The following is a 14,028-nucleotide window of genomic DNA, read 5'->3' as shown; positions in this document are numbered from 1 at the left end:
TAACAACAGAGATTGAACGCGTAAATTCTTGTGAAACCGTTTTAAATCAATGAGTTGCAAAACTTGCCGGGTTTTCCCGATGTAGTCAAACTACACAACAGGGCGGAGCTGCCCGATACTTGGGCCAGCGCTGCCGCTCGGGTAGCATTCTTGCCCCCGTCGCTGGGGGTCGGCACTGATGAACACCCCAACCCGCCTCGGCTCCGCGCCGCCCGTGCAGCGCAGGCCCAAGGCTGCCACCGCGATGAAGAAGCCGCCCGCCCTGTCGCCCGAAGACCAGGCCTTGCGCACCGCCTTCGAGGCGGCCTACGAGCGCGAGCTGGCGCAGAGCAGCCATGGCGCCACACCCCAGGCCGCCCTGCATGCCGCGGCACAGGCCTGCCGCGAGACGCTGGCCCGCCGCTGGGCCGCCACGCAGGCCGAAGACGCCCGGCGCGGAGACAAGGCGCCGGTGCGCCGCGTGCACTACCTGTCGATGGAGTTCCTGATGGGGCGCGCGCTGTCCAATGCCCTGAGTGCGTTGCGGCTGGTCGAGCCGCTGGAGGCCAGGCTGGCCGAGCAGGGCCTGGCGCTGGGCGACGTGCTGGAGCGCGAGCCCGACGCCGCCCTGGGCAACGGCGGCCTCGGCAGGCTGGCGGCCTGCTTCCTGGACAGCTTCGCCGAGCTGGAGCTGCCGGCCTTCGGCTACGGCCTGCGCTACCGCTACGGCATGTTCTCGCAGGCCATCCAGCAGGGGCACCAGCTGGAGCAGCCCGACGACTGGATGCGCGACTCGCCCGCCTGGGAGCTGCCGCGCCACGACCTGCGCTATCCCGTCGGCTTCGGCGGTCGTGTCGAGGCCGACGCCTCGGGGGTGCGGCGCTGGATGCCGGCCGACAGCATCGAGGCCCAGGCCTTCGACTTCATCGTGCCGGCCCACCACAGCGCGCGGGTGTCCACGCTGCGCCAGTGGCAGGCCATGGCCGCGCCCATCGAGTTCAAGCCCTTCAGCGAAGGTGACCATGCCCGCGCGGCGCGCCACCAGCTGCAGGCCGACGCGCTGAACTGGGTGCTCTACCCGGACGATTCCACGGAGGCCGGCCGCGAGCTGCGCCTCAAGCAGGAGGCCTTCCTCGTCAGTGCATCGCTGCAAGACCTCATCGCGCGCCATCTGCGCGAGTTCGGCTCGCTGCACAACCTGGGCCGCGCCAACGCCATCCACCTCAACGACACCCATCCGGCTCTTGCGCCCGCCGAGCTGATGCGCCTGCTGCTGGACGAGCATGGCCTGGGCTGGGACGAGGCCTGGAAGATCACCCGCCAGGCGGTGGCCTACACCAACCACACGCTGATGCCCGAAGCGCTGGAGACCTGGCCGGTGCGCATGTTCGAGCAACTGCTCCCGCGCCATCTCGAGATCGTCTACGAGATCAACCAACGCTTCCTGGACGAGGTGCGGGCGCGCTTCCCCGGTGACGACGCGCTGGCCGCGCGCGTCTCGCTCATCGACGAGGGCCGCCATGGCGGCGAGCGGCGCGTGCGCATGGCGGCGCTGGCGCTGGTGGCCTCGCACCGTGTCAACGGTGTGGCCGCGCTGCACTCTGCGCTGATGGTGCAGACCATCTTCGCCGACTACGCCCGCCTCTGGCCCGAGCGCTTCCACAACGTCACCAACGGCGTCACGCCGCGCCGCTGGCTGCAGCAGGCCAACGCGCTGCTGTCCGCGCTGCTGGACGGGCGTATCGGCGACGGCTGGAGACGCGACCTCGCCGAACTGGCCGAGCTCGGGTCGCTGGCTGCCAACCGCGAGCTGGGCGAGGAATTCCTGGCCGTCAAGCGTGCCAACAAGCAGCGCCTGGCCGCCGTGATCCGCCGCGAGCTGGGCCTGGCGGTCAACGTCGACAGCCTGTTCGACGTGCAGATCAAGCGCATCCACGAGTACAAGCGCCAGTTGCTCAACCTGCTTTACGTCATCAGCCGCTACCAGGCCATACGCGACGACCCCGACGCGAACTGGGTGCCGCGCACCGTCATCATTGCCGGCAAGGCCGCTTCGGCCTACCAGATGGCAAAGAGCATCGTGCGCCTGGCCCATGATGTGGCCCGCGTCGTCAACAGCGACTCGCGCGTGGGCGACAAGCTCAAGCTCGTCTTCCTGCCCAACTACGGGGTCTCGCTGGCGGAGAACGTCATCCCGGCGGCCGACCTGTCGGAGCAGATCTCGACGGCCGGCACCGAGGCCTCGGGCACCGGCAACATGAAGTTCGGCATGAACGGCGCCTTGACCATAGGCACCTGGGACGGCGCCAACATCGAGATGGCCCAGGCCATGGGCGTGGAGAACATGTTCGTGTTCGGCCTGCGCGCCGACGCGGTGGCCAAGATCAAGCAGCTGGGCTACGACCCGCGCCTGTATGTCGAAGAGAATCGCCAGCTCAAGCGCGTCATCGATGCCATCGCGGCGGGCGTCTTCAGTAACGGCGACACCGAGCGCTACCGCGCGCTGGTTGACAGCCTGCTGCACCGGGACGTCTACCTGCTGATGGCCGATTTCGCCGACTACGCCGCCACCCAGGCCAAGGTCGATGCGCTGTTTGCCGACCGCGCCGCCTGGGCCGAGCGCGCGCTGCGCAACATCGCCGGCATGGGCCCGTTCTCGTCCGATCGCACGATCGCCGAGTACGTGGAGCATGTCTGGTCCGTGAAGAGTCTGAACCGCTGATGCTCAACGAAGCCGACCTCGACGCCCTGCTGGCGGGCCGCCACGCCGATCCCTTCTCCCGGCTGGGGCTGCACGCGGACGAGGCGGGGAGGCTGTGGGCGCGCGCGCTGCTGCCCGGCGCGACGGACGTGGCGCTGCTCGACGCCGACAGCGGCAAGCGCCTTGTCGAGATGGCGCAGCGCCGTCCCGGCTTCTTCGAAGCCCAGGTGCCGCGCCGCAAGCACCGTTTCGACTACCGGCTGGCGGTGCGCTGGCAGGGCGGGGAGGGTGACGAGGCGGTGTATGCCGACCCCTATGCCTTCTACCCGCAGCTGGCCGACGAGGACCTGACGGCCTTCGCCGAGGGGCGCAACTTCCGCCCCTGGCTGAGCCTGGGCGCGCACCTGGTCCAGCATGGCGAGGTCAGCGGCGTGCGCTTCGCGGCCTGGGCGCCCAATGCACGGCGCGTCAGCGTGGTCGGCAGCTTCAACAACTGGGACGGTCGCCGCCACGCCATGCGGCTGCGGCATGCGGCCGGCGTGTGGGAGATCTTCGTGCCGCATGCGGGCGAGGGCGATCTCTACAAGTTCGAGATCGTCAATGGCAACGGCGCGCTGCTGCCGCTGAAGGCCGACCCCTACGCCCGCCGCGCCCAGCTGCGGCCCGAGACGGCCAGCATCGTCGCACCCCTGCCCGAGCCCACGCCGCTGCCGCGCCAGCGTGAGCGCGCCAACCAGCGCCACGTGGCCATCAGCGTCTACGAGGTGCACGCCGCCTCCTGGCGCCGCGGCGTGGCAGGCGCCAACGAGGGGTTTCCAACCTGGGACGAACTCGCCGAGCAGTTGCCCGCCTACGCGGCCGACATGGGGTTCACGCATGTGCAGCTGATGCCCGTCACCGAGCATCCCTTCGACGCCTCCTGGGGCTACCAGACGCTGGGCATGTACGCGCCCAGCGCCCGTTTCGGCCCGCCCGAGGGTTTCGCGCGCTTCGTCAAGGCCTGCCACGAGCGGGGCCTGGGCCTGCTGCTGGACTGGGTGCCGGCGCATTTCCCCATGGATGCCCATGGCCTGGCCGAGTTCGACGGCACGCGGCTGTACGAGTACGCTGACCCCAAGGAGGGCTTGCATCGCGACTGGAACACGCTGATCTACAACTTCGGCCGCACCGAGGTGCGCGAGTTCCTGATCGGCAGCGCGCTGTACTGGATAGAGCGCTGGGGCGTGGACGGCCTGCGCGTGGACGCAGTGGCCAGCATGCTCTACCGCGACTACTCGCGGCCCGAAGGGCACTGGATCCCCAACCTCCGCGGCGGCCGCGAGAACCTTGAGGCCATCGCCATGCTGCGTGAGATGAACGAGCATGTGGGCGAGATCGCGGGCGCCGTCACGGTGGCCGAGGAGAGCACCAGCTTCCCCGGCGTCTCGGCGCCCACCTATGCCGGCGGCCTGGGCTTTCACTACAAGTGGAACATGGGCTGGATGAACGACACCTTGCGCTACATGGCCGAGGACCCGATCAACCGCCGCTGGCATCACGACAAGATGACCTTCGGCCTGATCTATGCGTTCAGCGAGAACTTCATGCTGCCCATCTCGCACGACGAGGTGGTGCACGGCAAGGGCTCCATGCTCGGCAAGATGCCGGGCGACGACTGGCAAAAGTTTGCCAACCTGCGCGCTTACTACGGCTTCATGTGGGGCCATCCGGGCAAGAAGCTGCTCTTCATGGGCCAGGAGTTCGCGCAGCGCAACGAATGGAACCATGCCGAGGCGCTGCCCTGGGGCCTGTTGGAGGACGATCGCCATGCCGGCGTGCAGCGCCTGGTGCGCGACCTCAACAAGCTCTACCGCGAGCATGCGGCGCTGCACCGGCTGGACTGCGAGAGCGGCGGCTTCGAGTGGATCAGCTCGCACGACGCCGAGCATTCCATCTACGCCTGGGTGCGCCGCGACGGCACGGGCCGCATGGTGCTGGTGGTCTGCAACATGACGCCCGTGCCACGCGAGGGCTATTCGCTGGGCGTGCCGGACGGCGTCACGGCCTGGCGCGAGGCGCTGAACACCGACTCGGCCTACTACGGCGGCAGCAACATGGGCAACGGCGTCGCGGCCGCGGGCCTGCCGGTGCAGGCCCAGCCGGCGCATGGCCGGCGCCTGTCCATCACGATCAACCTGCCGCCGCTGGCCACGCTGTTCTTTGTCCCGATCTAGTCCCGGCTCGAATGGCGCACCTGCCTGACCTGCATCCCGGCTGGCACGAGCCGCTGGGCGCGCTTGCCCGTGATGGCGGCGTCAACTTCGCCGTCGCCAGCGAGCACGCGACGCGCATCGAGCTGTGCATCTTCGATGCCGAAGGCCAGCGCGAGCTGCGCCGCTACGCGCTGTGCGGCCCCTCTGATGGCGTCTTCCACGGCTTCCTGCCCGGCGCGGGCCCCGGCCTGGTCTACGGCCTGCGCGCCCATGGCCCTTATGCGCCGGAGCAGGGCCAGCGCTTCAATCCACACAAGCTGCTGCTGGACCCGTACGCCCGCGAGATCGTCGGCCACTTCGACTGGCGCGCCGAGCACCATGGCTACGAGCTGGGCCATCCCGACGGTCCGCGTTCACTGGACATGCGCGACAACGCGGTGCAGGCGCTGAAGGCGCGCGTGGCGCCAATGCCCGTGGCACCCGCCCGCGCCCACCCGCCGCGCCGCGCGGCCAGCGACATCGTGCTCTACGAGGTTCACGTCAAGGGCTTCAGCAGGCTGCTGCCCGGCGTGCCCGAGGACTTGCGTGGCTGCTACGCCGGCCTGGCCCATCCCGCGGCCATTGCGCACTTCCGGCGCCTGGGCGTCACGACGCTGTCGCTGCTGCCCATCCAGTACTGCATCGCCGAGCCCCATCTCGCCGAGCGCGGACTGCAAAACTACTGGGGCTACAACACGCTGGGCTTCTTCTGCCCGGATCCGCGATGGGCGCAGGCCACCCACCGCGACGACCCGACCGCCGTGACGGCCGAGTTCCGCCACATGGTGGATGGGCTGCACGAAGCCGGCCTGGAGGTGGTGCTGGACGTCGTCTACAACCACACGCCGGAGGGCAACGAGTTCGGCCCCACGCTGTCCTTCCGTGGCCTGGACAACGCGACCTGGTACCGGCTGGTGTCCGAGGACCGCAGCCGCAGCGAGAACCTGACCGGCTGCGGCAACACGTTGAACTGCGCCCATCCGCGCGTGACGCAGTTCGTGCTCGACTCGCTGCGCTACTGGGTCGCCGAGCTGGGCGTGGACGGCTTCCGCTTCGACCTCGCGCCTGTGCTGGGCCGCACCAGCCAGGGCTATGACCCGGGGGCCGCCTTCTTCACGGCGCTGCGGCAGGATCCCGTGCTGGCCGGCGTGCACCTGATCGCCGAGCCCTGGGATGCCGGCCACGACGGCTACCAGCTGGGCCGCTTTCCCGGCCGCTTCCTGGAATGGAACGACAAGTTCCGTGATGCGGTGCGCGGCTACTGGCTCGGTGCGGGCGTCGGCCGCGGTGAGCTGGCGCGGCGCTTCATGGCGTCCAGCGACGTCTTTCACCATGGCCAGCGCAGGCCCGCCGCGTCGGTCAACTTCGTCGCCGTGCACGACGGCTTCACGCTGGCCGACCTGACGAGCTATTCGACCAAGCACAACCAGGCCAACGGCGAGGACAACCGCGACGGCCGCGACGGCGAGCTGTGTGCCAACTTCGGCGCCGAGGGCCCGACGGCAGACGCCGCCATCAACGCCACCCGCGAGCGCGTGCGCCGCGCGCTGCTGGCGACGCTGCTGCTGGCCCAGGGTACACCCATGCTGTGCGCCGGCGACGAGATCGCCAACAGCCAGCGCGGCAACAACAATGCCTATTGCCAGGACAACGAGACGGCCTGGCTGAACTGGCCCGAGGCCGACGACCGCATGACCGAACTGGTAGCCCAGGCGTTGGCCTTGCGCGCCGCCGAGCCGCTGCTGCGCCACCCGCGCTGGTTCGCCAACGCACCGGGCGATGCCGGCATCGCCTGGTACGGGCCCAGCGGCCGCGAGATGGCGCCGCATGACTGGCACGACGCCGGCCAGCGCGCCTTCGGCGCCCAGCTGCGCGAGGCCGGCGCCGACGCGCCGCGGCTGATGATCGTCTTCAACCCCGAGCCCGAGGCCTTGCCCTTCCTGCTCTGCAACGGTCCCTGGCGGCTGGTGCTCGACAGCAGCGGCGAATCGGCCGCGCCCCTCGTCCTTCCCGGCCAGCCACTGAACGTGCCGGCCCGCTCACTCATCGTCTTGCGCCACGTATGAACCTGAACCAACGCTCGTCCGGTGTGCTGCTGCACATCACCTCTTTGCCCGGCCCGCATGGCATGGGCGACTTCGGGCCCGACGCCTACCGCTTCGTCGACTGGCTGCAGGCCGCCGGACAGTCCATCTGGCAGCTGCTGCCCACCACGCCCATTGGCCCCGGCGACAGCCCCTACCAGGGTGTGTCGGCCTTTGCCGGCAGCCCCTGGATGGTGGCGCTGGAGCCGCTGGTCGCCAAGGGATGGCTGGCGCAGCCCGAGGTGCCGCCGTTCAACGGCGAGCAGGTCGACTACGGCCGCGTCACGCCCTGGCGCGAGCAGCAACTGCGCGCTGCCGCCACCGGCTTCTTCGCGGGCGGCAGTGCGGTGGACCGTGACGCCTTTGCCGCCTGGTGCGAGGCGCAGCAGAGCTGGCTGGACGACTACGTGCTCTTCATGGCCATACGCTCGCCGCTGAACGGCCAGCCATGGTGGACCTGGGCCGACGGCCTGAAAACGCGAGAGCCCAAGGCCCTGGCCAAGGCCCGCAAGCAGTACGCCGACGAGATCGCGTTCTGGCAGTTCGTGCAATGGCAGTTCGACCAGCAGGCCGGCGCGCTGAAGGCCTACGCCAACGCGCGCGGCGTACACCTGATGGGCGACCTGCCCATTTTCGTCGCCCACGACAGCGCCGACTGCTGGTCGCGCCCCGATCTCTACGCCCTCGACGAAAGCTTCCAGACCACCGTGGTGGCCGGCGTGCCGCCGGACGACCTCGGCCCGCTGGGCCAGCGCTGGGGCAATCCGCTGTACCGCTGGGACAGGATGGCCGAGGAGGGCTACGCCTGGTGGACGGCCCGAATCCGCCGCGCACTGAGCCAGGCAGACGTGTTCCGCATCGACCACTTCCGCGGCTTCGCCGGCTACTATGAGATCCCCGGCGACAGCCCCGACGCCACGCGCGGCCGCTGGGTCACGGGTCCCGGCATGGCGCTGTTCGACGCCATCAAGGCTGCGCTGGGGCCGCTGCCCATCGTCGCCGAGGATCTGGGCTTCATCACCGACGACGTGCACGCGCTGCGCGACGGCTGTGGCTTCCCCGGCATGAAGATCCTGCAGTTCGCGTTCGGCGCCGAGGCTGACCACGAGTTCCTGCCGCATACCTGGCCTCGCGCGTCCGTGGCCTACACCGGCACGCATGACAACGACACCGTGCGTGGCTGGTGGGACCAGGCCAGGCCCCGCGAGCGCGCATTCGCGGGCTCCTACCTCGCCTGCGGCGAGCACGACGTGCACTGGGCCATGATCCGCGCCTGCGCCAACTCGGTGGCCAACATGGCCGTCTACCCGCTGCAGGATGTGCTGGGCCTGGGCAGCGCCCACCGCATGAACATTCCCGGCGTGCTGGGCGGCAACTGGGGCTGGCGCTTCCGCTGGGACTGGCTGGGCAGCGAGCCCACGCGCGTGCTGGGGCTGATCACGGCGGCGGCGGGGCGGGGGCCGTTCGGGCTGCTGAAACTGCCGGGCTGATTTGCCTGCGCGCCTGCAGTGGATCGGGCGGCGCAGCCGTACGTCCTCACGCCACGCAGGCCGGCAGGTTCTTGCCAGGGCGATGGCCACGCACAAAATAATCATGGCTTCACGTCATTGGGTTGAGTCGCTGCTTCGTGGCGAGGGCGGGGGAAGTTCTTCTTGTTCGTGAGGGTTCCGGGATGCTGAGTGCTGCAAGCCGCGCGGATGCAAGGCTTCGTGGTTGGGGTGATGTCGGTTTTCTCTGACTTCACGTGGGCGCCAGCGATCAAGACGTGTAACACCTGTGCTGCTGCGCCAGGCCGCGCCGTCGCCTAGCCAGCAGCCTGGCCCGTTGACGGGCACCAAGGTGCGTTCTACGCCGGCAAGTAAGGCCCTCTCCAAGGCGATCGAGATCCCTCAGCCGGACCACGCCGCCGGGATCGACAATGGGGCGCAATAGACGCTCAATATCCAACCGCGCTGCAGTCGAGGCTTGATGTCCGCCAAGAAGTCCGTTGCTTCCTTCAAGTGAGAAGCTGACACCGGCAAGTTCGTCGTGAACACCGTCGAGGCGGGGTCCGCCACGTCGACGGTCACATTTGGCGCTTTCAGTGTGAGCGCGGCACGGCCCAGGGTGGTTGAGTTCAGGCGCAACGTCACGACTTGCCGAGCTGCTTTGGCCCGCGCGGTGCCCAAGCTCAGCAAGCCTGGTGTCGTGGTCAAGAAGTTGGGTTCCGTGCCGTTGTTCCGGGCGCTCCCCCAAGACCCGAGCCGGCTCATTCGCGAAGTCAATGGCGAAGCCGTTGTTGGAAGGTTCATCAACGTTGGGCTTGCGCAGCGAGGCGCTCGGAGCTGCCGTGGTTGCCGTCGAACGGCACCGCGTTGGTTGGGTGGGGCGCTCCTGCGCTCCATTTCGGCCTCAGGGCGGCCTGTGTCGCTCACTCACTGGTCGGCTGGGGGGCATCGTGCCAGTGCAGCACCCTCTACAGGTGGAAGTGGCCCTCGGCTTCCGGCTGGTAGAGCAGTTTCCCGATCCGGACCCGGCAAGTCCTGTCGGGCACACGCCAGTCGATGACGTCGCCTTCCCGGTAACCCAGGATCGCGGTGCCTATGGGGGAGCAGACCGACAGCTTGCCGGTGCTGTCGTCGGCATCCTGCGGGTAGACCAGGGTCACTTCCATGTCCTCGTCGTCCAGCCGCAGCCTGGCCCTGGAATTCATCGTGACCACATCGCGTGCCACCTGCTGCGGGGCGACGACGATGGCCCGCTCGACCTCGTGCGCCAGATCGGCATGGCTTGGCTCGCGCGCGATGAGGCTTCGCAGCCGGATCCTGTCGATTTCAGTGATGTAGATGGTGGCCGGATCCGTCGCCGGATCCTCGCGCAGCAGCGGCAGGCAGTGCTCGCGCGTGGCGGCAAATGTCTTCAGCGTCGGAGTTTCGCCGGCGAACTGGAAGCCGCAGCGTTGGAAGGCCTTCAGCGAACGCGTGTTGTCCGCGTGGATCTTGGCGATGAGCTTCTCTGCCCGCATGTCGAAGAAGGCCAGCTTCATGGCCTCGCGGATGGTGCTGGTGCCGAGATGTCGGCCCCAGTTGGCGCGGTCGCCGATGACGAGGACCATCTCCCAGTCGGGGCCTGTCTTGATGAGGCGGACAAAACCCACGGGCACGTCATGCTGGTCGCAGGCCATGAAGAACCGGCCGCCCTGGTTGAACAGATGCGTCAGGATGGGCAGCTGGACCCTGCCCACGAGCTGTTCGATGAACCGCGAGACGTGGCGTGAATCGCTCAGGTAGCGGGTGACGTTCTCGTCCTCCAGCCAGCCCATCAGCGTGAATGCGTGGTCGCGGGTGATCTCGGGGCACAGAGATATGAAAGGCTTGTTCATCTTCACCACATCGGGTTGCAAGAATGAAAGCCTTTCATGGCCATGATGGCGACGACGGTTCTTTCGGGACGCCTGCATTCTAGGCGGTGTGCCCCGACGGCAAGGGTGCTTCAGCGCTCGATGTCCAGGATCAACGGCCTGCGCGCCGGTGCGATCAGGCGTTCGCCCAAGGTCTGCAGCTCGCCGCTGAGCACGTCGCGCGCCCGCGCACCGGCGGCCACGCGCTCCGGGAACCGGGCGATGGGCACGGCCACCGGCCTGTCCGTCTTGTTCAACACCACCATGACCGTGCGGTTCGCGTCGTAGCGGAAGAACACATAGACGCCGTCCACCGGGGCGTACTGCATCAGCGCGCCGTCGTGGATGAGGCGTTCGCCCTTGCGCCAGCTGAAGAGGCGACGCACCCAGTCCTGCATGTCGCGCTGTTCGGCCGTCAGGCCGGCGCCGGTGAAGGCGTTGACCTGGTCGCCGGGCCAGCCGCCCGGCATGTCGCTGCGAACCTTGCCGTCGTCGCGCTCGACGGGGCTCTCCATCAGGATCTCGCTGCCATAGAACAGCTGGGGGATGCGGCGCGTGGTGGCGATGTAGGCCAGTGCGATCTTCGCCAGGCCCACGTCGCGCCTGAGCAGCGAGAACAGCCGCGGCGTGTCGTGATTGCCGTCGAACAGCACGAGGTTGGCCGGGTCGGGGTAGACGAAGTCGTGCGCCAGGCCTTCGTGGAGCCGGGTCAGCCCGGTGAAGGCACCGTCGCCCTCGGTCAACGCGGCCAGCAGGCTCGAATTCATCGGGAAGTCCATCATGCTGGGCGTCGACGACACATAGCCGTCGTGGTTGCGTTTGCCTCGCTGCCAATAGGCAACGACGGCCGGGTGCGCGCTCCATTCCTCGCCGACGATGTTGAGCCGCGGGTACTCCTGCATCACGCGGGCCGACCAGCGGCTCAGGAAGTCGCGGTCGGAGTAGGAGTAGGTGTCGGTGCGCAGGCCCGACAGGCCGTATCGCTCTATCCACCACAACGTCATCTGCGTCAGATAGGTCGCCAGCTCCGGCCGGCGCTGGTTCAGGTCGGGCATGCCGGGCACGAACCAGCCGTCGGTGAAGCGCAAGCGGTCGCTGGGCGCAGCGTAGGGGTCTTGCAGCGTCATGCGCGCGTGGTGCGTCTCCATATAGCCCTGCGGCCATTGGTTGACCCAGTCCGGCGCGGGCAGGTCGGCCATCCACCCATGGTTGATGCCGATGTGGTTCAACACCACATCCTGGATGACGCCCAGGCCCCTGGCCCGAGCCTCGGCCACGAAGGCGCCGAAGTCGTCGTTCGTGCCGAAGCGCGGGTCTATCTTGTAGAAGTCCGTTGCCGCATAGCCGTGGTAGCTGTACTGGTCACTGTCGTTCGCGATCAGCGGCGTGGGCCAGACCTGCGTGAACCCCAGACCGGCGATGTAGTCCAGGCGGCGGCGCAGGCCGGCCAGGTCGCCGCCATGGCGGCCGTTGGGGTTGCCGCGGTCGACGCCTTCCTTCATGCCGGCCCGGCCCAGGTCGGCGCCCTTGGCGAAACGGTCCGGCACGACCAGGTAGATCGCGTCCCCGGGGCCGAAGCCCTGGCGCCCGGCCGAGCCCGGGTCGCGAGCCAGCAGCGGGTAGCGCAGCGTCTGGCTGCCCACGCTCAGCGTCAGCTCCCCCGGCCTGGCGCCGGGCGTGACGTCGAGGTCCACGAACAGGTAGTTGGGGCTGGTCGCGCGGTGGCTGGCCTTCAGCGTGACGCCGGGGTAGGGCGCCAGCACGGGCTTGGCATCGGCGATGCCGGCGCCGTGGATCATCAGCTGCAGCGAGCTGTCGCGCATGCCGATCCACCAGTTGGGCGGTTCGACGCGGTGGGGGGCAGGGCTGGTCTCGGCGGCCAGCGTGGGCAGGGTCATCAGCAGGGCGGTGGCAAGGGTGATCAGGGGCTTCATCGCGCGGCCAGCCGGTAGATGCGCACGGACAGCGGCGGCAGCGTCGTGCGGCCCGGCGCGGCGGCGCCGGGCTTGGGATGCAGCATCCGCGCGCCGGCCGGCAACTCGAGGGCGGCCGGCGTGTCGCCGTAGTTGATGGCGACGAGGACGCGCTCGCCGCCGTGAACGCGCTGGAAGTGCCACAGCTGGCCGTCGACCTGGTCGGCCTCGTAGCGGCCCAGCGTCAGCGCCGGCGACGCGCGGCGCAACGCGATCAGCTTTCGGTAGAAGTTGAACAGCGAGTCCGGGTCACGCTGCTGGCTCTCGGCGTTGTGACGGCTGCGGTTCAGCGACAGCGGGCGGAAGGGCTGGGCCGCGGTGGTGAACCCGCCGGAGGGTGTCCAGCTCATGGGCGCGCGCAGCGGCTCGTCGTGCCTGCCGTCTATGCCGGCCTGGCCTATCTCCTCGCCGTAGTAGACGAAGGGCGTGCCCGGCAGCAGCAGATAGCTCGCCGCCGCCAGCCGGTAGCGGGCCTCGTCGCCGTGCAACTGGTCCCAGACGCGCTGGCCGGTGAAGATGTCGTGGTTGTGCAGGAAGGTCGCCATCGTGGGCGACATGCTCCGGTAGTAGTCGGCCACCTTCTGCACGGCCGTTGCATCGCCCTTTGCCGCCTTCATCAGCTCGTAGTTCTGGTTGAACGCGAAGGCGCCGCCACACAGCTCTGGATTGCCGTAGGCGATGGGCTCGGCCGTGGCCTCGCAGACGACGTAGCGGCCGGGGTAGCTCTTGATGAGGTCCTGGAATTGCCTGGTCAGCGCGCGGCTCTCGGGCTGGTCGTTCCAGTCCTTGGCGCTGTTCTCGATCAGGTGGGGCACGGCGTCCAGCCGGTAGCCGTCCAGGCCGCGGTTCAGCCAGAAGCGCAGCGAGTCCTCGTGATAGCGGACCACCTCCGGGTTGCGCAGGTTGAAGTCGGGCATGTGGGGCCCGAAGGTGCCGAAGAAGATGTCCGGCGAGCCGGGCTTGATGGGCGGCAGGTCCTTCCACTCGCCGGTCCACGTCCACGGCTGCCACGCTGCGTCGTACCAGGGAAACTTGCCCCAGATGTCCCAGCCCGGGCCAGGGTCTGGGTTCCAGACGAACCAGCTGCGCCAGGGGCTTGCGCGGTCCGCCACGGCCTGCTGGAACGGCGGGAACTGCCAGGACGCGTGATTGATGACGTAGTCCATGACGATGCCTATGCCGCGCTTGTGGGCCTCGCGGATCAGCGCGTCGAAGTCGGCCAGCGTGCCGTACTGCGGCTCGATGCCGCGGTAGTCCGTCGTTGCGTAGCCATGATCGTGGTCCGAGCTGGCGGTGATGGGCATCAGCCACAGGCCGCTGATGCCCAGCTTCTGCAGATAGTCCAGGCGCCGGGTCAGGCCGCGCAGGTCGCCGATGCCATCGCCGTCACTGTCCTGGTAGCCGCGCACGAAGACCTCCATGAAGACGCCGTGCTGCCAGTTCGCTGGCAGCGTGCTCGCCTGCGGCTGGGCGGGGACCGCGCGGGTGTCGATCTGGGCCTGCGCGAGACCGGCGGCGGCAAGCGCGAGGGCGGGCAAAAGCATCTTGTGCATGGCGGTGGCGGCAAAACGGCTGTCGAAGTCGTCTGTGTAATCAAACTACCAAACAAATGTCGTCGAAGAATAGCGCCATGCCGAGCATGTTCTACACCATGGTTTCCATTGATGTAGTTTTGCTACTA

Annotated in this window: 8 protein-coding genes; 4 read left to right on the top strand and 4 right to left on the bottom strand. The window is 68.5% G+C overall.

What is annotated here, in order from left to right:
* Positions 1-178: 178 nt before the first annotated feature.
* The 4 genes from JOY88_RS12070 to malQ are packed head-to-tail and all read left to right on the top strand — an operon-like array spanning position 179 to position 8,485.
* On the top strand, positions 179-2,701 hold the full coding sequence (locus tag JOY88_RS12070; protein ID WP_293502697.1) for a glycogen/starch/alpha-glucan phosphorylase: 2,523 nt from the start codon (positions 179-181) through the stop codon (positions 2,699-2,701).
* Positions 2,701-4,893, top strand: coding sequence for a 1,4-alpha-glucan branching protein GlgB (gene glgB / locus JOY88_RS12065; protein WP_293502695.1), 2,193 nt, complete (start codon positions 2,701-2,703; stop codon positions 4,891-4,893). The genes JOY88_RS12070 and glgB overlap by 1 nt, the downstream gene beginning before the upstream one ends.
* Before the next feature lie 11 nt (positions 4,894-4,904).
* Positions 4,905-6,977: a glycogen debranching protein GlgX gene (glgX, locus tag JOY88_RS12060; protein ID WP_293502693.1), complete on the top strand. Its 2,073-nt coding sequence runs from the start codon at positions 4,905-4,907 to the stop codon at positions 6,975-6,977.
* On the top strand, positions 6,974-8,485 hold the full coding sequence (gene malQ / locus JOY88_RS12055; protein WP_293502691.1) for a 4-alpha-glucanotransferase: 1,512 nt from the start codon (positions 6,974-6,976) through the stop codon (positions 8,483-8,485). The genes glgX and malQ overlap by 4 nt, the downstream gene beginning before the upstream one ends.
* A 399-nt stretch (positions 8,486-8,884) precedes the next feature.
* Here malQ and JOY88_RS12050 read toward each other — a convergent pair whose 3' ends face one another.
* The 4 genes from JOY88_RS12050 to JOY88_RS12035 all read right to left on the bottom strand — a co-directional run bounded on the left by JOY88_RS12050 (position 8,885) and on the right by JOY88_RS12035 (position 13,900).
* The gene (locus JOY88_RS12050; RefSeq protein ID WP_293502689.1) at positions 8,885-9,190 is read right to left on the bottom strand and encodes a hypothetical protein; all 306 of its coding nucleotides are present in this window, start codon (positions 9,188-9,190) and stop codon (positions 8,885-8,887) included.
* A 260-nt stretch (positions 9,191-9,450) separates the two neighbouring features.
* Positions 9,451-10,356, bottom strand: a complete 906-nt coding sequence (locus tag JOY88_RS12045) for a bifunctional GNAT family N-acetyltransferase/nucleoside diphosphate kinase regulator (protein WP_293502688.1) — start codon at positions 10,354-10,356, stop codon at positions 9,451-9,453.
* Between the two features lie 110 nt (positions 10,357-10,466).
* Positions 10,467-12,308 carry a glycoside hydrolase family 13 protein gene (locus JOY88_RS12040; RefSeq protein ID WP_293502686.1) on the bottom strand — a complete coding sequence of 614 codons (1,842 nt, stop codon included), beginning with the start codon at positions 12,306-12,308 and terminating at the stop codon, positions 10,467-10,469.
* Positions 12,305-13,900: an alpha-amylase family glycosyl hydrolase gene (locus JOY88_RS12035; protein ID WP_293502685.1), complete on the bottom strand. Its 1,596-nt coding sequence runs from the start codon at positions 13,898-13,900 to the stop codon at positions 12,305-12,307. Before JOY88_RS12035 ends, JOY88_RS12040 begins: the two co-directional genes overlap by 4 nt.
* Positions 13,901-14,028: the final 128 nt, after the last annotated feature.

It is taken from the genome of Roseateles sp., assembly GCF_019237615.1.
Lineage (GTDB): Bacteria > Pseudomonadota > Gammaproteobacteria > Burkholderiales > Burkholderiaceae_C > Pelomonas.
Note: the sequence above shows the minus strand (reverse complement) of the source record. Positions and strands in the feature narration are given on the sequence as shown.

What these genes read in the sequence shown, in the direction of transcription:
- glgB (WP_293502695.1), top strand. Translation starts at nt 2,701, where the DNA reads ATGCTCAACGAAGCCGACCTCGACGCCCTGCTGGCGGGCCGCCACGCC.
- JOY88_RS12070 (WP_293502697.1), top strand. Translation starts at nt 179, where the DNA reads ATGAACACCCCAACCCGCCTCGGCTCCGCGCCGCCCGTGCAGCGCAGG.
- malQ (WP_293502691.1), top strand. Translation starts at nt 6,974, where the DNA reads ATGAACCTGAACCAACGCTCGTCCGGTGTGCTGCTGCACATCACCTCT.
- JOY88_RS12040 (WP_293502686.1), bottom strand. Translation starts at nt 12,308, where the DNA reads ATGAAGCCCCTGATCACCCTTGCCACCGCCCTGCTGATGACCCTGCCC.
- JOY88_RS12035 (WP_293502685.1), bottom strand. Translation starts at nt 13,900, where the DNA reads ATGCACAAGATGCTTTTGCCCGCCCTCGCGCTTGCCGCCGCCGGTCTC.
- glgX (WP_293502693.1), top strand. Translation starts at nt 4,905, where the DNA reads ATGGCGCACCTGCCTGACCTGCATCCCGGCTGGCACGAGCCGCTGGGC.
- JOY88_RS12045 (WP_293502688.1), bottom strand. Translation starts at nt 10,356, where the DNA reads ATGAACAAGCCTTTCATATCTCTGTGCCCCGAGATCACCCGCGACCAC.